The sequence below is a fragment of the Pseudomonas sp. JH-2 genome (genome assembly GCF_036231725.1).
Taxonomy (GTDB): Bacteria; Pseudomonadota; Gammaproteobacteria; order Pseudomonadales; family Pseudomonadaceae; genus Pseudomonas; species Pseudomonas delhiensis.
In genome coordinates, this window is record NZ_JAZAQP010000012.1 from 119,890 (window position 1) to 143,037 (window position 23,148).

At 70.2% G+C, this 23,148-nt stretch carries 24 protein-coding genes; 10 read left to right on the forward strand and 14 right to left on the reverse strand.

Features of this window, described 5'->3' with window-relative positions:
• Positions 1–11: 11 nt before the first annotated feature.
• From VV867_RS11280 to VV867_RS11315, 8 genes are all read left to right on the forward strand, one after another.
• Positions 12–827, forward strand: coding sequence for a molybdenum cofactor biosynthesis F family protein (locus VV867_RS11280; RefSeq protein WP_328566398.1), 816 nt, complete (start codon positions 12–14; stop codon positions 825–827).
• Positions 824–1,618 (forward strand): SDR family NAD(P)-dependent oxidoreductase, encoded by a 795-nt coding sequence (locus tag VV867_RS11285; RefSeq protein WP_328566399.1) that lies wholly within the window; start codon positions 824–826, stop codon positions 1,616–1,618. Before VV867_RS11280 ends, VV867_RS11285 begins: the two co-directional genes overlap by 4 nt.
• Entirely contained in the window at positions 1,615–2,382 is a 768-nt protein-coding gene (locus VV867_RS11290; RefSeq protein WP_328566400.1) for an SDR family oxidoreductase, read from the forward strand. The genes VV867_RS11285 and VV867_RS11290 overlap by 4 nt, the downstream gene beginning before the upstream one ends.
• 143 nt (positions 2,383–2,525) lie before the next feature.
• Positions 2,526–3,512: a helix-turn-helix transcriptional regulator gene (locus VV867_RS11295; RefSeq protein WP_109934646.1), complete on the forward strand. Its 987-nt coding sequence runs from the start codon at positions 2,526–2,528 to the stop codon at positions 3,510–3,512.
• Between the two features lie 99 nt (positions 3,513–3,611).
• The gene (locus VV867_RS11300; protein WP_109934647.1) at positions 3,612–4,481 is read left to right on the forward strand and encodes a transporter; all 870 of its coding nucleotides are present in this window, start codon (positions 3,612–3,614) and stop codon (positions 4,479–4,481) included.
• 10 nt (positions 4,482–4,491) lie between these two features.
• The gene (locus tag VV867_RS11305) at positions 4,492–5,646 is read left to right on the forward strand and encodes an MFS transporter (RefSeq protein ID WP_109934648.1); all 1,155 of its coding nucleotides are present in this window, start codon (positions 4,492–4,494) and stop codon (positions 5,644–5,646) included.
• Positions 5,647–5,688: 42 nt separating this feature from the next.
• The gene (locus VV867_RS11310) at positions 5,689–6,801 is read left to right on the forward strand and encodes a class II histone deacetylase (protein WP_109934649.1); all 1,113 of its coding nucleotides are present in this window, start codon (positions 5,689–5,691) and stop codon (positions 6,799–6,801) included.
• Positions 6,802–6,932: 131 nt separating this feature from the next.
• The gene (locus tag VV867_RS11315; RefSeq protein ID WP_089393984.1) at positions 6,933–7,271 is read left to right on the forward strand and encodes a hypothetical protein; all 339 of its coding nucleotides are present in this window, start codon (positions 6,933–6,935) and stop codon (positions 7,269–7,271) included.
• Between the two features lies 1 nt (position 7,272).
• Here VV867_RS11315 and feaR read toward each other — a convergent pair whose 3' ends face one another.
• The 3 genes from feaR to VV867_RS11330 form a co-directional block, all read right to left on the reverse strand.
• Positions 7,273–8,217, reverse strand: coding sequence for a transcriptional regulator FeaR (gene feaR / locus VV867_RS11320; protein ID WP_328566401.1), 945 nt, complete (start codon positions 8,215–8,217; stop codon positions 7,273–7,275).
• Between the two features lie 153 nt (positions 8,218–8,370).
• Positions 8,371–8,949, reverse strand: a complete 579-nt coding sequence (locus VV867_RS11325; RefSeq protein WP_109934698.1) for a DUF3156 family protein — start codon at positions 8,947–8,949, stop codon at positions 8,371–8,373.
• Complete coding sequence (locus VV867_RS11330; protein ID WP_109934651.1) at positions 8,930–10,429, reverse strand: APC family permease; 1,500 nt, start codon at positions 10,427–10,429, stop codon at positions 8,930–8,932. The genes VV867_RS11325 and VV867_RS11330 overlap by 20 nt, the downstream gene beginning before the upstream one ends.
• Positions 10,430–10,748: 319 nt before the next feature.
• On the opposite strand from VV867_RS11330, the gene VV867_RS11335 reads away from it, so the two are divergent.
• Positions 10,749–12,245 carry an aldehyde dehydrogenase family protein gene (locus VV867_RS11335; RefSeq protein WP_328566402.1) on the forward strand — a complete coding sequence of 499 codons (1,497 nt, stop codon included), beginning with the start codon at positions 10,749–10,751 and terminating at the stop codon, positions 12,243–12,245.
• A 504-nt stretch (positions 12,246–12,749) separates the two neighbouring features.
• On the opposite strand, the gene VV867_RS11340 is transcribed toward VV867_RS11335, so the two are convergent.
• Genes VV867_RS11340 through VV867_RS11350 form a run of 3 tightly spaced genes read right to left on the reverse strand, consistent with a single transcriptional unit; the run spans position 12,750 to position 15,649 of the window.
• Positions 12,750–14,072, reverse strand: coding sequence for a TRAP transporter large permease (locus VV867_RS11340; RefSeq protein ID WP_328566403.1), 1,323 nt, complete (start codon positions 14,070–14,072; stop codon positions 12,750–12,752).
• On the reverse strand, positions 14,069–14,605 hold the full coding sequence (locus tag VV867_RS11345) for a TRAP transporter small permease (protein WP_109935405.1): 537 nt from the start codon (positions 14,603–14,605) through the stop codon (positions 14,069–14,071). Before VV867_RS11345 ends, VV867_RS11340 begins: the two co-directional genes overlap by 4 nt.
• A 12-nt stretch (positions 14,606–14,617) precedes the next feature.
• Positions 14,618–15,649 carry a TRAP transporter substrate-binding protein gene (locus VV867_RS11350; protein ID WP_328566404.1) on the reverse strand — a complete coding sequence of 344 codons (1,032 nt, stop codon included), beginning with the start codon at positions 15,647–15,649 and terminating at the stop codon, positions 14,618–14,620.
• 352 nt (positions 15,650–16,001) lie between these two features.
• On the opposite strand from VV867_RS11350, the gene VV867_RS11355 reads away from it, so the two are divergent.
• Positions 16,002–17,261, forward strand: a complete 1,260-nt coding sequence (locus VV867_RS11355; RefSeq protein ID WP_275629241.1) for an OprD family porin — start codon at positions 16,002–16,004, stop codon at positions 17,259–17,261.
• Positions 17,262–17,264: 3 nt separating this feature from the next.
• On the opposite strand, the gene VV867_RS11360 is transcribed toward VV867_RS11355, so the two are convergent.
• From VV867_RS11360 to fliM, 8 genes are all read right to left on the reverse strand, one after another.
• Positions 17,265–18,086, reverse strand: a complete 822-nt coding sequence (locus VV867_RS11360) for a hypothetical protein (RefSeq protein WP_109935408.1) — start codon at positions 18,084–18,086, stop codon at positions 17,265–17,267.
• A gap of 125 nt (positions 18,087–18,211) precedes the next feature.
• On the reverse strand, positions 18,212–19,348 hold the full coding sequence (gene flhB / locus VV867_RS11365) for a flagellar biosynthesis protein FlhB (protein ID WP_109935409.1): 1,137 nt from the start codon (positions 19,346–19,348) through the stop codon (positions 18,212–18,214).
• Entirely contained in the window at positions 19,348–20,124 is a 777-nt protein-coding gene (gene fliR / locus VV867_RS11370) for a flagellar biosynthetic protein FliR (RefSeq protein ID WP_089393974.1), read from the reverse strand. The genes flhB and fliR overlap by 1 nt, the downstream gene beginning before the upstream one ends.
• Entirely contained in the window at positions 20,124–20,393 is a 270-nt protein-coding gene (gene fliQ / locus VV867_RS11375; RefSeq protein WP_009621633.1) for a flagellar biosynthesis protein FliQ, read from the reverse strand. Before fliQ ends, fliR begins: the two co-directional genes overlap by 1 nt.
• Before the next feature lie 19 nt (positions 20,394–20,412).
• Positions 20,413–21,192, reverse strand: a complete 780-nt coding sequence (gene fliP / locus VV867_RS11380; protein ID WP_009621632.1) for a flagellar type III secretion system pore protein FliP — start codon at positions 21,190–21,192, stop codon at positions 20,413–20,415.
• Positions 21,189–21,674, reverse strand: a complete 486-nt coding sequence (gene fliO, locus VV867_RS11385; protein WP_442965015.1) for a flagellar biosynthetic protein FliO — start codon at positions 21,672–21,674, stop codon at positions 21,189–21,191. The genes fliP and fliO overlap by 4 nt, the downstream gene beginning before the upstream one ends.
• A complete protein-coding gene (fliN, locus tag VV867_RS11390; RefSeq protein ID WP_009621630.1) occupies positions 21,674–22,141 on the reverse strand; it encodes a flagellar motor switch protein FliN in 468 nt (155 codons plus the stop codon). The genes fliO and fliN overlap by 1 nt, the downstream gene beginning before the upstream one ends.
• A 25-nt stretch (positions 22,142–22,166) precedes the next feature.
• On the reverse strand, positions 22,167–23,138 hold the full coding sequence (gene fliM, locus VV867_RS11395) for a flagellar motor switch protein FliM (RefSeq protein WP_089393971.1): 972 nt from the start codon (positions 23,136–23,138) through the stop codon (positions 22,167–22,169).
• Positions 23,139–23,148 lie beyond the last annotated feature (10 nt).

Below are 23,148 nucleotides of genomic sequence, written 5' to 3' on the forward strand. Positions count from 1 at the left end.
GAGTCCCACCCATGAGCACCTCTTCCGACTGGATCACCGTCGGCGCCCTCGCCGAGGGTTTCGCCCCCGAAGCCTTCATCCTGCCGCGCCTGGCCGATCTCGCCGGGCAGCGCCTGGAACTGCACTTCGCCAACGGCTGGCGCATCGAGCACCAGTTCGACGCCGAGACCACCCGCTGGCGCGCCAGCGACGGCCATTCCGTGGGCGAGGCGCCCTACCGCGCCACCTCGGTGCGCCCCGGCATCGTCCTGGTCGACTTCATCAAGCGCGAGGATGGCCAGGCCTGGTCGGTCAGCCTGGTGCTGGACCGCCACAGCCAGTCCTTCACCGCCGTGCTCGGCCGCCTGCCCGACGCCGCGGACACCGCCGAGGGCCTCTACGCCCGCGCCCTGGCCGGCAAGGACCTGACCGGCGTGCAGGTGCAGATCCTCCACGGCAGCCTCGACCGCCCCTGGCGGGACGGCGCCTGCCCCCACGCCCCGACCCGCGAGCTGGTGGGCCTGCGCAACCGCTACCGCTACAGCCCCAGCGAGGTCTACGAGCACATCTACCTGAACGACGGCTTCTACACCTGGCAGTGCCTGGGCGGCGTCGAGGCCGGGCTGTGCGACACCGACCGCTGCCACTACTACAAGGTCGCCGACCAGCTGTACCTGTTCGTCTGGCGCGAGAAGATCGTCCCCACCCTCGGCCTGGTGATGATCGACCTGCAGCAGCACCGCAGCGACGGCAAGATCTTCGGCTATGCCGGCGCCGCCTTCGACGAGCTGTCCAACTTCCCGGTCGCCTCCTACTGCGACGAGCTCAACCGCACGGTGTACGCATGAGCGGCCGGGTCGTCGTCATCACCGGCGCCGGCACCGGCATAGGCGCGGCCTGCGCGCGGCGCTTCGCCGAAGCGGGCGACCAACTGGTGCTGATCGGCCGCCGCCGCGAGGCGTTGGAACAGGTGGCGGCCAGCACCGGCGGCCTGGTGCTTGCCGGCGACGCCGCCGACGGCGAAACCTGGCGGGGCTTCGTGCAGCGCATCGAGGCGGCGTTCGGCGGCATCGACGTGCTCGTCGCCTGCGCTGGCGGCCACGGCCTGGGCACGGCCGGCGAGACCAGCGATGCGGCCTGGCGCGAGGCCCTGCGCGGCAACCTCGACAGCGCCTTCGCCAGCGCCCGCGCCTGCCTGCCGTCGCTGCTGGCGCGGCGCGGCAACATGGTGCTGGTGGGCTCCATCGCCTCCCTGGTGGCCGGGCCCGGCGTGTGCGGCTACACCGTCGCCAAGCACGCCCTCATCGGCCTGATGCGCTCCCTGGCGCGGGACTACGGCCCGCGCGGCGTGCGCGTCAACGCCCTGTGCCCGGGCTGGGTGCGCACGCCCATGGCCGACGCCGAGATGCAGCCGCTGATGCAACACCATGGCGAAAGCCTGGACGCCGCCTACGCGCGGGTCACCGCCGAGGTGCCGCTGCGCCGCCCGGCCACGGCGGACGAGATCGCCGGGCTGTGCCGGTTCCTCGCCAGCGACGCGGCGGCCATCGTCACCGGCGCCTGCCTGGTGGCCGATGGCGGCGCCAGCGTGGTAGACCTGCCGACACTGGCCTTCGAACGCCTGGAGGATGGGCCATGACGCGCTTCGACTTTGGTGGCAAGCGGGTGCTGGTCACCGGCGCGGCCCAGGGCATCGGCCGCCGCATCGCCGAGGGCTTCGCCGAAGCCGGTGCCAACCTGCTGCTGCTCGACCGCCAGGCAGGCGCCGTCGAAGCCCTGGCCGGCGAACTGCGCAGCCAGGGCCGCGAGGCGCGGGCGCTGGCCGTGGACCTGGCCGATCCCCCGGCCATCGCCGCCGCCCTCGCCGGGCTCGATGGCCTGGACGTGCTGGTGCACAACGCCGCCCACTTCCCGCTGACCGACTTCGCCGCCATCACCCCGGAGCTGCTGCAACGCACCCTGGCGGTAAACCTGGGCGCGCTGTTCTGGCTGACCCAGGCTGCCCTGCCGCTGTTCGCCGCGCGCGGCGGCGGCTGCGTGCTGGCCACCTCGTCGGTCACGGGCCCCCGGGTGGCCTACCCGGGGCTGAGCCACTACGCGGCGTCCAAGGCCGGGGTCAACGGCTTCATCCGCAACGCCGCGCTGGAGCTGGCGCCACGCAAGGTGCGCGTCAACGGCGTGGAGCCGGGCATGATCCGCACCCCGGCCATGGCCAACCTCGGCGACCAGGCCCTGGAGGCGCGCATCGCCGCCGGCATCCCCCTGGGCCACCTCGGCCAGCCGGCGGACATCGCCAACGCCATGCTCTTCCTCGCCTCCGACGCCGCCGCCTACATCACCGGCCAGACCCTGGTGGTGGACGGCGGCGCCACCCTGCCGGAAAGCACCGCCGCGCTGGCCTGAAGGGCCCACCATCCTGCATCTGCAGGATGGTGCGCGCGCAGCGCAGCGAAGATACTCGAACCCAGGCCCTGCCCTGTCGTTCCGACACCCGGCCGCTCACTGATGACTGACAACAACAACTAAAGTCGCAGCAGGGGGACCCCATGAGCAGCACCCTCGACCTGACCTTCGGCGCCCAGCGCTTCAGCGAATTCAACGCCCTGGTCCTGGACCTCCAGCGCCTGGCCCAGGAATGCGCGCTACCCGGCTTCCACGCCGCCGCCATGCACCGCCTGCGGCAACTGCTGGACTTCGACATGGCCTGGTGGGGCCGCGCGGCGCTGGTCGACGGCCTGCCGCTGGAGCACAGCAGCCACCTGTTCCGGCTGCCGGACAGCTACCTGGCCGACTGGCAGGCGATCCGCCACCAGGACATCACCGTCAAGCGCGTCTATGCCACCCCGGGCCGCTCGGTGCGCATCGACACCCGCGCCGCCGACTGCACCCCGGGCCTGCGCTGGCTGGCCGAGCGCCACGGCTTCGGCGAGTTCCTCTGCATCATCCACATCGACCCGCGCACCCAGCTCAGCCTGCACCTGAGCCTGTACCGCCGCGCCGGCGCGCGCCCCTTCGACGCCCGCGAGCGCTTCCTGGTGGACCAGATGATGCCGCACCTGGTGGCCGCCGAAGGGGCCAACCAGATCCGCGCGCTGGTGGCCCTGCGCGAGCGCCTGGACGCCCCCAACCCGCTGGCCCTGGCGGTGTGCGACCGGCGCGGCATGCTGCACTACGCCGAGCGAGGCTTCGTCGAGCTGCTGCTGCACGAGTGGCCGCGCTGGACCGGCCCGTGCCTGCCCGAGGCGGTCGACCCGGCCGCCGGCTACAGCGGCCAGCGCCTGCAGCTGCAGGCCACCGCCGTGCACGACCTGCTGCTGCTCAGCGCCCGCCTGTGCCCGGCCATGGCCCGCCTGAGCACCCGCGAGGCCGAGGTGGCGCAGCGCTTCGGCCTGGGCAGCACCTACAAGGAAATCGCCCGCGAGCTGGGCCTGGCGCCGAACACCGTGCGCCACCACATCCGCAGCATCTACAGCAAGCTCGGCGTCAACGGCAAGGCCGGCATCGCCCAGCTGCTGCACCACCCGCCCGGCTGACGCCGGCCGCTTCCCTCCACCGCCTCCACATCCCGACGCCGCGCCCGCGCGCGGCGCCAGGGGAGGCTTTCGCCCGCCTCACAGAAGAAGAAAACCACCATGAAGCTGCACCCAAGCCTTTCGCTCTGCGCCCTTGGCGCGCTGTACCTCGGCCAGGCCCAGGCCGCCGACCTCAACGCCCGCGACTTCTTTTCCGCCCCTGTGGGCACCAGCCTGGGGGTGACCTACCTGCCGCTGACGCGCTCCGACGACTACCACGGCGCGGCGGACAGCACCGGCAAGGCCGACCTGAAGGTCAATGCCCTGGCCTACCGCCAGTTGTGGTTCAGCGACATCTGCGGGCGCCTGTGCACGCCGCAGTTCATCGTGCCCTACGCCGACATCGAGGCGCGCGGCCCCGGCGCCGCCGAGCACAGCCGCGAGCGCGGGCTGGGCGACCCGCAGGTGGGCGGCACGCTGTTCTTCATCGACGAGCCGCAGACGCGCACCTACAGCGGCCTGCTGGCCCTGGTCAGCCTGCCCCTGGGCGAGTACCACGCCAAGGACCCGGGCGTGTCGCCGGGGGCCAACCGCTGGGCCCTGCACCTGAACTACAACTACACCCGGGGCGTCGGCGAGAACTGGGTGCTGGAAGCCAACCTCGAGGCCCAGCTCTACGGCGACAACGACGACTACCTCGGCGCCACCCTCGAACAGAAACCGCTGTACCGCCTGCAGGCGTTCGCCTCCTACGACTTCACTCCCGCCACCTACGCCGCGCTGCGGCTGATCGCCGCCGACGGCGGCGCCCTGCGCCTGGGCGGCCACGACATCGACGACAGCCACCAGCGCTACACCCAGGCCGGCTTCGAGGTCGGCCACTGGCTGGACAAGCGCAACCAGGTGCTGCTCGGCCTCACCCGCAATGTCTCCACCGCCAACGCGTATGCCCAGGACAACCTGCTGCTGCGCTTCGTCCACGCCTTCTGAGGTCGCCGCCATGCCCCTTCCGCGCAATCCCTCCCCGGCCCTGCTGGCGGCCGTGGTGCTGTTCGCCGCCATCACCCCGGCGGTGCTGCTCACCGCCCCGGCCATCGCCAGCCAGCTGGCCACCCAGCTACAGCTGGCGCCGGCGCGCATCGGCGACCTGTTCGCCGTCGAGCTGGGCGCCATGAGCCTGGCCACCCTGCCCTCGCTGTTCTGGCTCAGGCGCGTGGACTGGCGCCTGGCCGGGCTGCTGGCGGCGCTGGGCTTCATCCTGGCCAACCTGGCCTCGGCCAGCGCCAGCGGCTACCAGGCGCTGCTCGCCCTGCGCGCCCTCAGCGCCTTCTGCGGCGGCTCGCTGATGATCCTCTGCCTGTCCTGCGCCGCCGGCATGCCCAACCCCAGCCGCGCCTACGGCATCTGGGTGCTCGGCCAACTGGTGCTCGGCGCCGTCGGCCTGGCCGTGCTGCCGCGCCTGTACCAGGCCTACGGCCTGGGCGCCGGCTACCTGGCGCTGGCCGGGCTGATGCTGCTGGCGCTGCCGCTGGTGCGCGCCTTCCCCCGCGGCGCCGTGGCCAGCGCCGGCAGCCGCGGCGCCGTCGAGGCGCCGCGCTGGAAGATCGCCGTCGCCATCCTCGGCCTGCTCGGCTTCTACGTCGCCCTCAGCGCGGTCTGGACCTTCGTCGGCGCCATCGGCGAACGCGCCGGGCTGGCCGCCACCCTGGGCGGCGAGGTGCTGGCCGTGGCCACCCTGGCCGGCATCGCCGGGGCCGCCTGCGCCAGCCTGGCGGGCGAGCGCTGGCGCCGCGAACGCCAGCTGGCCGGCGGCTTCGCCCTGATGGCCGTGGCCATCCTGCTGCTGCTCGGCGCCCCGGGCCTGGCGCGCTTCGCCCTGGCCGCGCTGCTGTTCAAGTTCACCTGGACCTACGCCCTGCCGTTCATCCTCGCCTGCCTCGCCGAGCTGGACGCCAGCGGCCGGCTGATGAGCCTGAGCAACCTGGTGATAGGCGCCGGCCTGGCACTCGGCCCGGCCCTCGGCGGGCGGCTGATCGGCGCCGACGGCGGCTTCCACGGCCTGCTGCTGGGCGCCGCCGCGCTCACCGCCCTGTCCCTGCCGCTGATCCTCGGCAGCCGCCCGCGCGCGGCGGCCGCCACTGCGCAACCCCTGTGAATCCCTGTGAACACCTATAAACACCTATGAATGGAGCCTTCCATGACCCGACGCACCGCGTTCTTCTTCGACGAACTGAGCCTCTGGCACAGCGCCAGCCAGCACGCCCTGTTCCTGCCCGTGGGCGGCTGGGTGCAGCCGCCGGCCGGCGGCGGCCACGCCGAATCGCCGGAAAGCAAGCGCCGCCTGAAGAACCTGATGGACGTTTCCGGCCTCACCCGCCAGCTGGACCTGCGCAGCGCCGAGCCGGCCAGCGAGCGGGACCTGCTGCGCGTGCACCCGGAGCGCTACCTGCAACGCTTCAAGGCCCTGAGCGACGCCGGCGGCGGCGAACTGGGCGACCACGCGCCCATCGGCCCGGGCAGCTACGAGATCGCCAGGCTCTCCGCCGGCCTGGCCACGGCCGCGGTGGACTGCGTGCTGCGCGGCGAGGCGGACAACGCCTACTCGCTGTCGCGCCCGCCGGGCCACCACTGCCTGGCCGACCAGGCCATGGGCTTCTGCATGCTGGCCAACATCCCCATCGCCATCGAGGCGGCCAGGGCGAACCACGGCATCGAGCGGGTGGCGGTGGTGGACTGGGACGTGCACCACGGCAACGGCACCCAGGCCATCTACGAGGAACGCGGCGACGTGCTGAGCCTCTCGCTGCACCAGGAGAACTGCTTCCCGCCGGGCTACGGCGGCGTCGCCGACCGCGGCCGCGGCGCCGGCCTGGGCGCCAACCTGAACGTCCCGCTACCGGCCGGCAGCGGCCACGACGCCTACCTGCAGGCGCTGGACGAAATCGTCCTGCCGGCCCTGCGGCGCTTCCGCCCGCAGCTGATCGTCGTCGCCTGCGGCTACGACGCCAACGCGGTGGACCCGCTGGCGCGCATGCTGCTGCACAGCGGCTCCTTCCGCGCCATGACCGCGCGCCTGCGCGAGGCCGCCGAACAGCTCTGCGACGGGCGCCTGGTGCTGGTCCACGAGGGCGGCTACGCCGAGGCCTACGTGCCCTTCTGCGGCCTGGCGGTGCTGGAGGAGATGAGCGGCATCCGCACCGCGGTGGACGACCCGCTGCTGGACTTCATCCAGCTGCAGCAGCCGGGCGCCGAAGCGGCGGCCTTCCTCCGCCAGCGCGTGCAGGACCTGGCGCGCCAGCTCGCCGACTGAGCCCCGATGGCCGGTGCCCCGCACCGGCCATCGCTCCGTTTGTCCAGGCGCCGCAGCAGGCACCGCGCACGCGTGGTCCAATCGGGACAGGCCGGGCGATTGCTGCCGGCCAGCGAAACGGAGGCCACGCCATGAGCACCCTGACCATCGAAGGCTGGTGCAAGACCAACCCCGACGCCCAGCCCATGCCCATCGAGGACATCCACTTCTACCTCAGCGGCACCGACCGCCGGCACCTGGAAGACGCCGAGGAGGAACTGCAGCGCACCCATGAGCCCGAGCGCTGGGTGGACGTCGACATGAGCACCCTGGAGCTGAACCTGCCCGAGGAATACAGCCCGCTGTCCGACTGCCGGATGCGCGTCTACCTGGACCGCGACGAGCGCGGCCACTTCCACCTGGTGGGCCACCGCGCCAGCGACGGCAGCCTGATCTACAGCAACGCCGTGCTCATCGACCAGTTGCTGTGATTCAGGCCGCGCCCAGGGCGCAGGCGCGGTAGTCCTTCGGCGAGCGCTCGAAGTGCTTCTTGAAGGCGCGGCTGAAGTGCGCCGAGTCGGTGAAGCCCCACTTGTAGGCGATGGTGGTGATCGACTCGCCCCTGAGGATGGGGTTGGCCAGGTCGTCGGCGCTGCGCTGCAGACGCGCCCGCTGGATGTAGCGGCAGACGCTGTCGCCCTGCTCCTCGAACAGGCGGTACAGGTGGCGGACCGAGATGTTCAGGCGCTGCGCCAGGCCCTGGGGGTTCAGGCCCGGCTGGGCGAGGGATTCGTCGATGACCTTCTGCACGTAGCTGCGCAGGTTGCCGCCCTGCAGCGCCTCGCCGCCGGCCGGCGCCTCGTCGCTGGCGCCCAGGGCCGTGGGCAGCAGGGCGATGAAGGCGTTCACCAGGGCATCGCTTTCGGCGCCGGCGGGGCTCGAGCCGGACTCGCGGCACAGCTGGTCCACCAGCAGGTGCAGCATGCGCCCGCTGGCGCAGGCGGCGGAGACCTTGCCGAACTTGCTGCGCCCGGGCAGCACCTTGTCCAGCGCCGTGCGCGGCAGGTGCAGGGAGGCGTGCTCGATGAGGCCGAAGGGGGTGATCTCGCAGCTGCCCACCGAATCCATCAGCAGCAGCTCGCCGGGAGCCAGCTGGATGTCCACGCCGTTCTGGCTGACCTGGGAGAAGCCGCTGCGCTGGCTGATCAGGAAGCAATGGCGGTCGTCGTCCTGGTCCGCGTTGAGGCGCTTGCGGGCGATCAGCCCGGCATTGGTGCGCAGGTGCGCCATGGTCAGGCCGGAGTGCGATTGCGCGTGGATCTCGCCGATGAACAGCGAGCGGCTGAAAGCCAGCTGGGTCTCGAACTGGCCGCAGATGGCGCGCAACGCCGCGCTCCAGCCTTCCAGCCCGACCTGGGCCGCGTGATGGGCTTGCATACGCACCTCCGTAGGGTGGCCTTGTTGTTGTCGCGAAACAGTTAACATGTTATCTAATTGCCCGCAACGAATTTCTGACAGCCGTTTCCCATGCAGCCTGCATGCCAGTGGCCTTGGATAAACAGTGAATGAAAGAAGCGCGGCAAGCCGCGCTCAGAGGTCGCCGAGCAGGCGCCCCAGGTGGAACAGCGTGCGCAGCAGGTGGTCGCGCTGTTCGCGGTCCAGGCGCAGGTAGCGGCGGAAGCTGGGCAGGCGGTTGACCACCTCGCTGGCGGCCATGTGCTCCAGGCGGATGCGCCAGCGCCCGGCGCCGAACTCCAGTTCCAGGCGCTTGAAGTCCAGCGGCGGTAGCGCCCGTTGCAGGTGCTCGTCGGCCGCCAGGCGCTCGGCCAGGCGCGCGCCCAGGGCCGCATCGCCACTGCGCTGCCGGCATTCCACCCCCCGGCGCCGCAGCACGCCCCGGTGGCGCAACTCGAAGCGCGCCTCGCCAGGCGCCAGGGCCGGTCCCTCGACGACGAACTCGGTGAGCACCAGGTGCATGAGGAACTGCGCCTGGGGCCGCTCGCGCAATTCGAAGACCAGCCCGCCGTCCACCGTGCTGAAGCGCCCGGCGCCGGGCGCCAGGGCCTCGAAGGCCAGGCCGCCGAGGTTGCGCCGGGCCTGCTCCAGGGTCACCCCCGGGCGGTAGCCCGAGGGCGGCCGGCGCAGCCAGTCAGACAGCCTTGGAAGCATGGCCATAGAACTCGCTGGAATGGATGCCGGGTTCGGCGCGGAATTCCTTCTCCAGCACCTCTTCCACCGGCACCGGGCGGAACGGGTTGACCTTCTGCACCAGCAGCGTCCAGACCAGCGCGTAGGCGGCGGTCAGGCCGAGCATCACGGCGAAGGGCAGGTAGATGTCGGTGGGGTTCATGCCCGGCGGGGTGATGTACCACATGCCGATGAGGATACCGACGCTGGAGACGATCTGCGGCAGCGGGAACAGCGGCGAGCGGTAGGCGCGCGGCAGGTCCGGGCGGCGGATGCGCAGCAGCACCACGGAGAGGGTCACCAGCAGGTAGGCGGTGCTCCAGGCGCAGACCGCGGCCAGCACCAGGTTCATGATGTGGTCGGTGTTGCCGCGCAGCCACAGGGCGTGCAGGCAGGGGATCAGCACCGCCGCCAGGATGCACAGCACCGGGGTCTTGAAGCGCGGCTGCAGGTAGGCGAAGCACTTGGGCAGCGCACCATCCACGGCCATGCCGTACATGATCCGCGGCACGCCGGCCATCAGCGTGTTGATGGTGGCGGCGCCGGCGAACAGGAAGCCCACGCCCAGCCACAGCGGGCCGACCTGGCCCATCACCTGCTCGGCGAAGCGCGGGATGGCCATGGGGGTATCCAGCAGGTGCACGCCGGCGGCCGGGTCGAGCAGCACGTTCTCCACCTGGCGCTTCATCGCCGCGCCGTAGATGAACATGCACGAGGCCACGCCGAACAGGCCCAGGGCCATGGCCCGCGGCATCACCCGGGCCGAGTTGCGCAGGTCCGGCGCCAGCGGGGTGACGAACTCGCAGCCGACGAACATGAACATGGCCATGCCCACCAGCGAGAGGATGGTCTGCAGGTCGGTGCCGACCAGGGAGGCGCCGAACCAGCCGTCCAGCTGCACCGCCGGGGCGGCCAGCAGGCCGAGCACGCCGAACACCATCAGGGTGGTCCACATGCCGAAGGTCAGCACCACCTCGGCCTTGCCGAAGGCGTTGACGCCGAACACGTTGAGGATGCCGAACACCACCACGAAGCCCACGCCCAGCAGCCAGGAGCCGCCGGCGGACTCGGCCAGGGTGTTGAGGTGCTCGAAGTTCACCAGCGCCATCACCCCGGCGAGGATGGTCTCGGCGGTGCCGGCGAAGACGTGGACGATCAGGTAGGCGGCGATGGTCCCGGTGATGGCGAAGAAGCGCCCCATGCCGCAGGAGATGTAGTCGTACACCGAGCCGCTGGTGGGCAGCATCGAGGCCGCCTCGGCGAAGGTGGTGGACTGCGCCAGCATCATCAGCATGGCGATCACCATGGCCGCGGCGAAGGCGCTGCCGCCGATGCCGAAGCCCATGGTGGCGGTGAGGATGACGGGGCTGGCCATGATCAGGCCGATGGTGCTGGCCAGGGCGGTGGGAAAACCGACCGAGCCGCGCCTCAGGTGGGCGTCGAGCTGCTGCTGGATGGACATGGTGGTGGGCCTCTAAGCAGATGTTCTGGTTTGTTGTGGCTTAGGCATGCAAGGGGCGATGCCCCGTCGCGGCCGCTTATTGTTGGATTGGCCGCGCCCCACCCTCCCCTGCGCCGGGGCGCCGGCAAGCGGCGCGGTGGAGCCTGGCGCCCACTGTGCGCCCGCGGCCTGCTGGCGTCTTGCCCAGGCTTGCCGGCGGACTTGTCCACGGCTGCCACGCCGGCAGCCGGGGTCATGCCCGCCTGGCAGCCTCGGACAAGCCGCCGGCGCAGGCCGCCGCTAGCCTGGGCCATCGACCATCGCAGCCCAGGAGCCGCCCATGTCCAGCCCGCTGACCCCGATCCTCCCGGAGGTGCAGGCCCGCCTCGCCCGCCCCCACGCCTCTTTCATCGACGGCGCACAGCGCGCACCGGGCGGCGACGCCCGCCGCACCCTGCGCAACCCCGCCGACGACAGCCCCCTGGCCGAGGTCCGCCTGGCCGACCTGGAGCAGGTGGATGCCTGCGTGCAGTCGGCCCACCGCGCCTTCCGTTCCGGCGCCTGGAGCGGCCTGGCGCCCAGCGAGCGGGAACGCGTGCTGCTGCGCTTCGCCGACCTGGTGGAGCGCCACGCCGAAGAGCTGGCGCAGCTGGAAACCCTGGAACAGGGCAAGTCGATCCACATCGCCCGCGCCATCGAGGTCGGCGCCTCCCTCGGCTACATGCGCTACATGGCCGGCTGGGCCACCAAGATCGAGGGGCAGACGCTGGGCGTCTCCATCCCCATGCCGGCCGGCGCGCGCTTCAACGCCTACACCCGCCGCGAGCCGGTGGGCGTGGTGGCCGGCATAGTGCCGTGGAACTTCCCGCTGATGATCGCCCTGTGGAAGGTGATGCCGGCCCTGGCCTGCGGCTGCACGGTGATCGTCAAGCCGGCCGACGAGACGCCGTTGACCGCCCTGCGCGCGGCCGAGCTGGCCATCGAGGCGGGCATCCCCGCCGGCGTCTTCAACGTCCTGCTGGGCGGCGCCGAGGCCGGCGCGGCGCTGGTGGCGCACCCGCTGCTGAACAAGGTGTCCTTCACCGGCTCCACCGCGGTGGGCAAGCTGGTGGGCGGCGCGGCGCTGCAGAACATGACGCGCTTCACCCTCGAACTGGGCGGCAAGAACCCCATGCTGGTGCTGCCCGACGCCGACCTGGACAAGGCCGTGGCCGGCGCCATCGGCGGCGGCCTGCTGAACCAGGGCCAGGTCTGCGCGGCGGCCTCGCGGCTGTTCGTCCACAGCAGCCGCCACGCGGAGTTCGTCGAGCGCCTGGCCAACCAGGTGGGCGGGCTGGGCATCGGCCCGGGCCTGGACCCGCAGGCCCAGGTCAACCCGCTGGTATCGCGCCGCCAGCAGGACAGCGTGCTGCGCCACCTGGCCCTGGCCCGCGAACAGGGCGCCCGCTTCGTCTGCGGCGGCGGCCGCCCGGACCTGCCCGGCTACTACGTCGAACCGACGGTGCTGGACGGGGTGGACGCCGGCATGGCCTGCGCCCGCGAGGAAATCTTCGGCCCGGTGCTCTCGGTGCTGAGCTACGACGACCTCGACACTGCCGTGGCGCAGATCAACGACAACCCCTACGGCCTGGCGGCGAGCATCTGGAGCAACGACCTGGGCCGGGTGATGGACCTGATCCCGCGGATCGAGGCGGGCACGGTGTGGGTCAACAACCACGTGCCGGTGGACCCCAACCTGCCGTTCGGCGGCTACAAGCAGTCGGGCCTGGGCCGGGAGTTCGGGCGGGCGGCGATCGAGGGGTTCACGGAGGAAAAGTCGGTGTGCATCACCTATTGAACTGGTGAGCCCGATCGCGGACGGAGTCCGCTCCTACGCCGCCCCGCCCACACCATCCCATGTAGGGCGCATAACGCCTACGGCGTTATCCGCCGTTTGACCGTGATCTTCGGCGGCTCCGGGGTTGGGCTGGGCATTGGCTGTGGCCCCGGCGTATCGGCGGATAACCGCGAACGGTTATCCGCCCTACGTCACGGTCGGGTCTGGCGTAGGGCGAATAACGCCTACGGCGTTATCCGCCGTTTGACCGTGATCTTCGGCGGCTCCGGGGTTGGGCTGGGCATTGGCTGTGGCCCCGGCGTATCGGCGGATAACCGCGAACGGTTATTCGCCCTACGTCATGGTCGGGCCTGGCGTAGGGCGAATAACGCCTACGGCGTTATCCGCCGTTTGACCGTGATCCCCGACGGCTCCGGGGTTGGACTGGGCATTGACTGTGCCCCCCGCGTATCGGCGGATAACCGCGAACGGTTATCCGCCCTACGGTCGAGCGGGCTCCCCGGCTCAGAAGCTCAGCAACCAGAGCGACAACCCCGGCACCAGCACCAGCAGCACGATGCGCAGCAGGTCCGAGGCCAGGAACGGCAGCACGCCCTTGGCCGTTTCCATGTAGGGCACGTCCTTCGCCAGCCTGTTGACGATGAACAGGTTCATCCCCAGGGGTGGGTGGATCAGGCCGATCTCCACCACCATCAGCGCCAGGATGCCGAACCAGATGGACTTCTCCCCGGCCGTCAGGTCGAAGAACTCCAGGCCCATGATCATCGGGTAGAAGATCGGGATGGTCAGCAGGATCATCGCCAGCGAGTCCATCACGCAGCCCAGCAGCAGGTAGATCAGCAGGATCACCGCCAGCACCAGCAGCGGCGCCAGGCCGCTGTCGCGGACCCAGGTGGCCAGCTCCACCGGCATCTGCGTCAGCGCCAGGCCGGAGTTGAGCAGGTCGGCGCCCAGCAGCACCAGGAAGATCATGGCGCTGGCCTCGGCGGTGCCGGTCAGGCTCTTGCCCAGCCCGTCCCAGCGCATGCCGCCGCGCAGCACCGCCAGCAGGCCGCAGGCCGCGGCGCCGATGGAGGCCGCCTCGGTGGGGTTGGCCCAGCCGCCGTAGATGCCGACGATCACCACCAGGAAGATCGCCAGGATCGGCAGGATCTGCACGAAGGCCGCCAGCCGCTCGCGGCCGCTGGCCTTGGGCGCCGGCTGGCAGGCGTTGGGGTCGCGGGCGACCTGGATGCGGATCACCAGCATGTAGCCGATCACCGCGACCAGCGCCGGCAGCATGGCGGCGACGAACAGCTTGGCGATGGATTCCTGGGTCAGCACCGCGTAGATGATCAGCGGCACCGACGGCGGGATGAGGATGCCCAGGGTGCCGCCAGCCGCCACCGAAGCGGTGGCCAGGCGCCCGGAGTATTTGTGCCGCGCAAGCTCCGGCAGGGCCACCTGGCCCATGGTCGCCGCGGTGGCCAGGGACGAGCCGCAGATCGCCCCGAAGCCGGCGCAGGCGCCCACCGCCGACAGCGCAAGGCCCCCGCGCCAATGGCCGATGAAGGCCGAGGCGCAGCGGAACAGCGCCTTCGACAGGCCGCCGTGGGTGGCGAACTGGCCCATCAGCACGAACAGCGGGATCACCGCCAGGTCGTAGTTGGACAGGCGCGCGTAGGCCAGGTTGTTGAGGGTGTAGAGCAAGGCGCCGAGGTCGCCCTGGTTGATCACCAGGAAGCACAGCGCGCCGGCCAGGAACATCGCCACCCCGACCTGCACGCGCAGCACCAGCATCGCCAGCAGCCCGGCGAACATCCACAGGCCAAGGGCCATTCCGCTCATCGCACGGCTCCTTCATCCAGCAAGGCCAGCAGGCTGCGGCACAGGGCGCACAGGCACAGCAGCGCCAGGCTCGGCACCACCAGCGCCAGGGGGATCCAGTGCGGCACCGCCAGCAGGGTGCTGCTGTCCTGGTTGGCGTGGGCCTCCAGCACCTGCAGCCCGGTGCGCCAGGCCAGCACCGCGGCGACCACGGCGAACAGCAGGTGCGCCAGGGCGTCGAGCCCGCGGCGCACGGCCAGGGGCATCCAGTTGGAGAACATCTCCACGCGGATGTGGCCGTTGCGGATCTCGCACAGCGGCAGGAAGGCGGCGATGGCCACCGCCGCCCCCATCTCCAGCAGCTCCATGTCGCCGGTGACCGGCGTCGACCACAGCTTGCGGCCGATGATGGACACCAGGGACATGCCCACCAGGGCCAGCAGCACGGCGCCGCCGGCGTAGGCGAAGCCCTGCGCCACGGCCTCCAGCAGGCGCACCGGCAGGCCCTTGCTGCGTACCGGCACGGCGCCTTCCAGGGACAGCATCTCGCTCATCGCGGCCACCCCTTACAGCTCGACGCCGGCGGTCCGGGACAGCTCGCGCAGCTGCTCGGCCAGTTGCCTGCCCACCAGCCCCTTGCCCTCGGCATCGGCCACCCACTCGGCGGTGACCTTGTCGCCCGCCTCGCGCAGGCGCTGGTAGGCCGCCGGCTCGAAGCTGGCCACGCTGTCCTTGGCGACCATCTCGCGGGCCCTAGCCAGCTCGCCGTCCCAGGCTTCGCCGAAGCGCTGCACCAGGGCCTCGCCGCTGTTGCGGTCGAGGATCGCCTTGAGGTCGTCGGGCATGCGCTCGTAGCTGCGCGGGTTCATCAGCATGCCCAGCAGGGTGATGGAGAAGGTCGGGCGGCCCTCCGGCACGTCGGTGTGATGCTGCGTCACCTCGTCGAGCTTCAGCGCCGGGATCAGCTCCCAGCTAGCCAGGGCGCCGTCGATCACGCCCTTGGACAGCGACTCGGTGAGCTGCGCCGCCGGCATGCTCACCGGCGCCGCGCCCAGGCCCGTGACCAGGCGGGCGCTCATGCGCGAGGAGGCGCGCAGCTTCAGGCCCTTGAGGTCTTCCAGCTGGCGCACCGCCTTGCCGGTGGTGTGCAGCTGCATGCCGCCGTCGCTGTGCAGGGCCAGCACGCGGTAGCCCTTGTAATCGTCCTGCAGGGCCTGCTGGTAGAACTGCCAGATGATCTTCGAGGCCTGCACGCCGTTGGCCGGCAGCATGAACGGCAGCTCCACCGCCTCGCTGCGCGGGAAGCGCCCGGGCGAGTAGCCGGGGGCGGTCCAGACGATGTCCACCACGCCGTTGCGCACCTGGTCCGGCAGTTGCCCCGGGGTGCCGCCGAGCTGCATGGAGGGGTAGATCTGGCACTGGATGCGCTGCTCCGACTCGCGGGCCAGGGTGTCGCACCAGGGCTGGATGACGTGCTGCTGGGCGTTGGAGCTGGCCGGGAGGAAGTGCGCGATCTTCAGCGTCACGCGCTCGGCCGCCAGGGCCGGGGCCAGGCTGCCACAGGCGAGCAGCAGGGCCAGGAAGGAGGATTTCTTCATGCCGTTACCTCGGTGTTGTTCTTATCGTCGGGCGGACACCTGGCGGCGTCCGGGAAGGGCTAGATTCAGGCACATCGTTAACACTTTAACAATATGCTCATTGTGCGAGGTGGCGCAATGCCGTCGTGACAAATGTAACAAGATGTCAGTCGGCCACTGCGGAATGCCAGTTATTCCGCGGATTTCGACTTTATAGAACAGGCGCTTCCGGGCCCCCATAGGAAAATGCCCGATCTGCGGGGCGAAAGCTCCCGCTCGCTCACGCATATCGTTAACAAATTAATTATGTGATAAAACCCCTTCCCGCAGGCCCCCGCCGGGGGCGCAGAACAAGAACAACAAGGGAAGAACCATGTCCGCCACACACACTCAGAAGCGCATTCCATTCCATTACGGCCTGCTGGCCGCGAGCCTGCTGCCGCTGGCCGCCCAGGCCGATTTCATCGACGACAGCAGCGGCCGCCTGGACCTGCGCAACTTCTACCAGCTGCGCGACTACCGCCAGGACAACGCCGCGCAATCCCAGGCCGGCAACTGGTCCCAGGCCTTCGTCCTGCGCCTGCAGTCGGGCTTCACCGAGGGCCCCATCGGCTTCGGCCTGGACGCCACCGGGCTGCTCGGCGTCAAGCTCGACTCCGGCCGCGGGCGCAGCGGCGACGGCACCCTGCCCTTCGGGCCGAACTCGCGCGAGCCGGTGGACGACTACAGCCATGCCGGGCTGACCGCCAAGCTGCGCTACTCGAAGACGCAGCTGAACATCGGCCTGCTGGAGCCGCAGCTGCCGGTGGTGTTCCGCGACGACGTGCGGCTGATGCCGCAGACCTTCGACGGCGCCCTGCTGACCTCCAACGAGGTCGACAGGCTGACGCTCACCGCCGGCCAGCTGTGGAAGTCGCGCACCCGCGAGTCGGCGGGCAACGACGACATGTACATCATGGGCCGCAGCAAGGCCTTCGCCAGCGACGAGTTCAACCTCGCCGGCGCCAGCTACGCCTTCACCCCGAACCTGACCGCCAGCTACTTCTACGGCCAGCTCAAGGACATCTACCAGCAGCACTTCTACGGCCTGGTGCACACCCTGCCGCTGGCCGAGGGCGTGTCGCTGCGCAGCGACCTGCGCTACTTCGACAGCGACGACGACGGCCAGGCGATCTCGGGCCCGGTGGACAACCGCAACCTCAGCGTGATGTTCACCCTGCGCGCCGGCGCCCATGCCATCGGCGTGGCCTACCAGGACATGATGGGCGACGACGGCTTCCCCACCCTCAACGGCTACACCCCGCCCTACTCGCATAACCTGATGACCATCCAGACCTTCACCCAGCCCGGGGAGAAGTCCTGGCAGCTGCGCTACGACTACGACTTCGCCTCCCTCGGCATCCCCGGCCTGAGCTTCATGACCCGCTACACCCGCGGCGACGACATCCGCCGCGGCGCGGGGCTGGAGGACGGCCACGAGTACGAGCGCGACACCGACCTGGCCTACACCCTGCAGGACGGGCCGCTCAAGGGGCTGTCGCTGCGCTGGCGCAACGTCACCGCGCGCAGCAGCCACGGCGCGGACATGGACGAGAACCGCCTGATCGCCAACTACAGCATCCCCATCTGGTGAGCCTCAGGCGGCCGCCCGCCGCCGGGCGCGCGGGTCACCGGGCAGGTAGCCGCCGGTGACCAGCCGCCAGGCCTCCGAGGTGCGCTTGCCGGGCACTCCGTCGATCTTGACGAAGACGCCCGGGAAGCTGTTCAGCCAGGTCTGCAGTTCCTCCACCCGGCGCACCTCGGCCGCGTCTTCCGACAGGCTCATGGAGTAGTTCACCAGCAGCGGCCGGGCCGCGCTCGGCTTCGGCTGGTCGACGAACTCCAGCAGGCCGCGCTCGGCCATGCGCCGCAGCAGCACCGCGGCGCCGCACTGCTTGGACTGGGCGCTGTCGGACCAGGTGCCGTCCTGCACGTACTTGCCGCTCTGGTAGTGGTTGCAATAGCTCCACAGGTAGGGCGAGAGCACATGGGGGTGGTACAGCCGGTAGCCGAAGCCGTTGTAGGCCTCCAGTTGGTAGAGGGTGCCGGCCAGGCTCCAGTCGGTGGCCGCGCCCAGGCGCTTCAGGCGCAGGGCGTCCTCGGCGCTTTCCTCCCAGGTGAAGGGCGGCTTGCCCTCCTTCGGCCGCCCCGCCGGCACCTGCACGGTGCGCGCCGTCAGCGGGTCGCCGTTGTGCAGGTGGCGGTCGAAGCGCAGGCCGCTTTCCATGCAGTGCACCACGCCGATGAAGCCCCAGGGGATGCCCAGGGCCTTGCCGACCTCGGCGTAGCGCGGCTGGTTGTCCTCGATGCGCTCGACCAGCGCCTCCACCTCGGCGGCGCGCGCCGGGCGGATCTGGCAACTATTGAAAAGTTGTTCGTATTCGCCGCGCAGCGCGGCGGTCAGCAATACCTTGGCCATGGCAGCAATCCCGTGGTTGTGATCCGACTCCGTTCAGGTCGTACCACGGCAAGCGCCACCGGCCCTCAAGTGAAAGTGAAGGCCGCCAGCGGCAGCCGTCAATGGCGGGCGACGAACGCGGTGCGTCATTCGTCGCGGCGCAGGTCCGGCGGGATGGGTACTTCGGGCATCGGCCCCGGGCGCTTGCCCTTGCCGGCGCGGAACTGCTTGAGCTGGTAGACGTAGGCCAGCACCTGGGCCACCGCCAGGTAGAGGCCGGCGGGAATCTCCTGGTCCAGCTCGGTGGAGTAGTAGACCGCACGGGCCAGGGCCGGCGACTCCAGCACCGTGACCTTGTGCTCCTGGGCCACCTCGCGGATCTTCAGGGCCAGGAAGTCGTTGCCCTTGGCCAGCAGGCGCGGCGCGCCGCCGGCCTTGGCATCGTACTTCAGGGCCACGGCGAAGTGCGTCGGGTTGGTGATCACCACGTCGGCGTCGGGCACCGCCTGCATCATGCGCCGCTGCGCCATCTCGCGCTGCAGGCGACGGACCTTGGCCTTGACCTCGGGCTTGCCCTCGGAGTCCTTGTACTCGTCGCGCACTTCCTGCTTGGTCATCAGCAGCTTCTGGCGGTTGTCCCAGAGCTGGTAGGGCACGTCCACGGCGGCGATCAGCAGCAGGCTGCAGGCCATCCAGAAGGCGCTCCAGCCCACCACCTTGACGCTTTCCACGATGGCCGTGTGCAACGGCTGGTGCAGCAGCGCCAGCAGGGCCTCCTTGTCCGAGCGCAGCACCAGCACTGCCACCGCCAGCACCACCACGAACTTGATCAGCGCCTTGAACAGCTCCAGCACCGACTTGCTGGAGAACATCCGCTTGATCCCCTCCAGCGGGTTCATGCGGCTGAACTTGGGCGCCAGGGCCTGGCCGGAGAACAGCCAGCCGCCCAGGGCGATGGGGCCGACGATGGCGGCGAAGAGCAGCACCAGCAGGATCGGCCAGAGCCCCTCGGCGGCCCCGCGCGCGGCGCTGCCCAGCAGGCGCAGCATGCTTTCGCTGTTCATCGCCGTCTCGCGGGACAGCTCGAAGCTGCCGCGCATCACCCCCATCAGCACCTCGGCCAGGTGCGCGCCGTAGGCCAGCAGCGCGCCGGCCCCGGCCATCAGCACGGCCAGGGTGTTGAGTTCCCGGGAACGCGGCAGCTGGCCTTTCTCGCGGGCCTCGCGGCGGCGTTTCTCCGTGGGTTCCTCCGTCTTGTCCTGGCCGCTCTCGCTTTCCGCCATCAGCGCGCTCCCACCAGTTCACGGAGCAGCGCCAGGGCCTCGCGGACGAGGTCCTGGTACTGCGAGAGGATTTCGGCGGTGCCGATCCAGACGATGACGAAGCCCATCACCAGGGTCAGCGGGAAGCCGATGGAGAAGATGTTCAGTTGCGGCGCGGCGCGGGTCATGGCGCCGAAGGCGAGGTTCACCACCAGCAGCGCGGTGACCGCCGGCAGGGCGATCAGCAGGCCGCCGCCGAGCACCCAGCCGAGCTTGCCGGCCACGGTGTACAGGTGCTCGCCGGACAGGCCCTGGCCCACCGGCAGGGTGACGAAGCTCTCGGCGATCACCTCCAGCACCACCAGGTGGCCGTTCATGGCCAGGAACAGCAGGGTCACCAGCAGGCTGAAGAACTGCCCCATCACCGGCACCGAGATGCCGTTGGCCGGGTCCACGGTGGAGGCGAAGCCCAGGCCCATCTGCATCGACAGCAGTTGCCCGGCGACCACGAACACGTGGAAGAACAGCTGCAGGGTGAAGCCGAGCATGGCGCCGATCAGCACCTGCTCGCCCACCAGCAGCATGGCCCGCAGGTTCAGGGCGTCGACCTGGGGCATCGGCGGCAGGGTCGGCACCAGCACCACGGCGATGGCCAGGGACAGGTATAGGCGCACCCGCGCCGGGACCATCTGGTTGCTGAAGATCGGCATGGTCATCAGCAGCGCGGCGATGCGGAACAGCGGCAGCACGAAGCTGCCGACCCAGGCGCCGATCTGCGCGTTGCTCAGCTCCAGCATCAGCCGATCAGCGTGGGGATGCTGGTGATCAGGCCCTGGGTGTACTCCATCAGCTCGCGCACCAGCCAGGGGCCCAGGACGATCAGCGTGCCGAGGGTCACCAGCAGGCGCGGCAGGAAGCTCAGGGTCTGCTCGTTGATCTGCGTGGCGGCCTGGAACATGGCCACCACCAGGCCCACCAGCAGGCTCGGCAGCACCAGGATGGCGACCATCATGGCGGTCAGCCAGAGTGCCTGGCGGAACAGGTCGACGGCGACTTCCGGGGTCATGGCGCGCCCTCCTCTCTAGTCAAACGGTGCCGAAGCTGCCGGCCAGGGTGCCGATGATCAGCGCCCAGCCGTCCACCAGGACGAACAGCATGATCTTGAACGGCAGCGAGATGATCAGCGGCGACAGCATCATCATGCCCATGGCCATGAGCACGCTGGCCACCACCAGGTCGATGATCAGGAACGGGATGAAGATCATGAAGCCGATCTGGAACGCGGTCTTCAGCTCCGAGGTGACGAAGGCCGGGACCAGGATGGTCAGCGGCGTGGCGTCGGCGTTGGCGATGTCGGTGCGCTTGGACAGGCGCACGAACAGGTCCAGGTCCGACTGCCGGGTCTGCGCCAGCATGAACGACTTCAGCGGCACCTCGGCGCGGCTCAGCGCCTCCGGGGCCTGGATCTGCTCGTTCAGGTAGGGCTGCAGCGCGGTGCTGTTGACCTTGTCGAACACCGGCGCCATGACGAACAGGGTGAGGAACAGCGCAAGGCCCACGAGGATCTGGTTCGACGGCGTGGTCTGCAGGCCCAGCGCCTGGCGCAGGATGGCGAAGACGATGATGATCCGGGTGAAGCTGGTCATCAGCATGACGAACGCCGGAATGAAGCTCAGCGCCGTCATGATCAGCAGGATCTGCAGGCTGACCGAGTATTCCTGCTGGCCCTGCGGGTTGGTGGTCACGGTGATCGCCGGCACCTGCAGCGGGTCGGCGGCGAAGGCCTGGGGCGCGAGCAGCGCCAGCAGCACGGCCAGCAGCGGCAGGCAGCGGCGCAGCGCCTGGGCGAAGGCGGGGAAGCTCATTGCGGGCGGCCCTTGTCCTTGTTCAGCAGCTCCAGCAGGCGCTGGGCGAATTCCGGCGGCGCCGGCTGCTCGCCGGCCTCGACGCCGCGCACCGGCTCCTTGAGCACGTGCAGCGGGGTGATGCGCCCCGGCGTCAGGCCCAGGAGGATCTGCTCCTCGCCCACCTGCACCAGCAGCAGGCGGTCGCGCGGGCTCAGGGCCTGGCTGGCCACCAGCTTGATCGCCTGGTTGCCGCGCGGGCCGATCTGCTGCACGCGGCGCACCAGCCAGGCGAGCAGGAAGATCAGCGCCACCACCAGCACCAGGCCGAACAGCAGCTGCAGCAGCTGGGCCCCGGCGCTGCCGGTGATCAGGCTCGGCGAGGCGCTGGCGTGGACGATGGCCGGCGCCGGCGCGGCGGCCGGCTCGTCGGCGGCATGGGCCAGCGGCAGCAGCCCCGCCAGCGGCAGGGCGCAGAACGGTGCGAGCAGGCGGGCCATCATCAGCGCAGCTTCTTGATGCGTTCGCTGGGGCTGATCACGTCGGTCAGGCGGATGCCGAACTTCTCGTTCACCACCACCACCTCGCCGTGGGCGATCAGGGTGCCGTTGACCAGCACGTCCAGCGGCTCGCCGGCCAGGCGGTCGAGCTCGATCACCGAGCCCTGGTTGAGCTGCAGCAGGTTGCGGATGGTGATGTCGGTGTGGCCGACCTCCATGGAGATGGTCACCGGGATGTCGAGGATGACGTCCAGGTTCGGCCCTTCCAGGCCGGCGATGGTCGGCGCCCGCGGCGCCATGCCGAACTCCTCCATGGGCGCGCGCGGCGCCACCGGGGCGGCCGGCGCGGCGTTGCCGGCCATCATCGCGTCGATGTCGTCCTGGCTGGCGTCGCCCGCCTCGGACAGGGCCGCGGCCCATTCGTCCGCCAGGGCCTGCTCCTCGGGGGTCACTTTGTCTTCATCTGCCATTGTCGGGTCCTCTGGGGGGATGCGCTCAGCGCGGGCGCTCGAGCGGATCGAGAATCTGGAAGGCCAGGTTGCCCTTGTGCGAACCCAGCTTGACCTTGAAGGAAGGCACGCCGTTGGCGCGCATCACCATGAATTCGGGCATCTCCACCGGGATCACGTCGCCCGGCTGCATGTGCAGGATGTCGCGCAGGCGCAGCTGGCGGCGCACCACGGTGGCGTCCACCGGCACGTTGACGTCGAGGATGTCCTCGCGCAGGGCGTTGAGCCAGCGCTCGTCCTGGTCGTCGACGTCGGACTGGAAGCCGGCGTCGAGCATCTCGCGGATCGGCTCGATCATCGCGTAGGGTACGGTGATGTGCAGGTCGCCGCCGCCGCCGTCCAGCTCGATGTGGAAGGTGGAGACCACCACCACCTCGCTGGGGCTGACGATGTTGGCCATGGCCGGGTTCACTTCCGAGTTGACGTACTCGAAGGTGATCGGCAGCACCGCGCTCCAGGCCTCGGCGAGGTCGACGAAGGCCTGCTCGATGACCATGCGCACCACCCGCAGCTCGGTGGGGGTGAACTCGCGGCCCTCGATCTTGGCGTGGCGGCCGTCGCCGCCGAAGAAGTTGTCCACCAGCTTGAACACCAGCTTGGCGTCGAGGATGAACAGCGCGGTGCCGCGCAGCGGCTTCATCTTCACCAGGTTGAGGCTGGTGGGCACATACAGCGAGTGCACGTACTCGCCGAACTTCATCACCTGCACGCCGCCCACGGCGACGTCGGCCGAGCGCCGCAGCAGGTTGAACATGCTGATGCGGGTGTAGCGGGCGAAGCGCTCGTTGATCATCTCCAGGGTCGGCATGCGACCGCGGACGATGCGGTCCTGGCTGGTCAGGTCGTAGGACTTGACCGCCGTGGGGTCGGAATCGGCTTCGGTTTCCACCAGGCCGTCGTCGACGCCGTGCAGCAGCGCGTCGATTTCGTCCTGGGAGAGCAGATCTTGCACGGCCATGGCGGCTTAC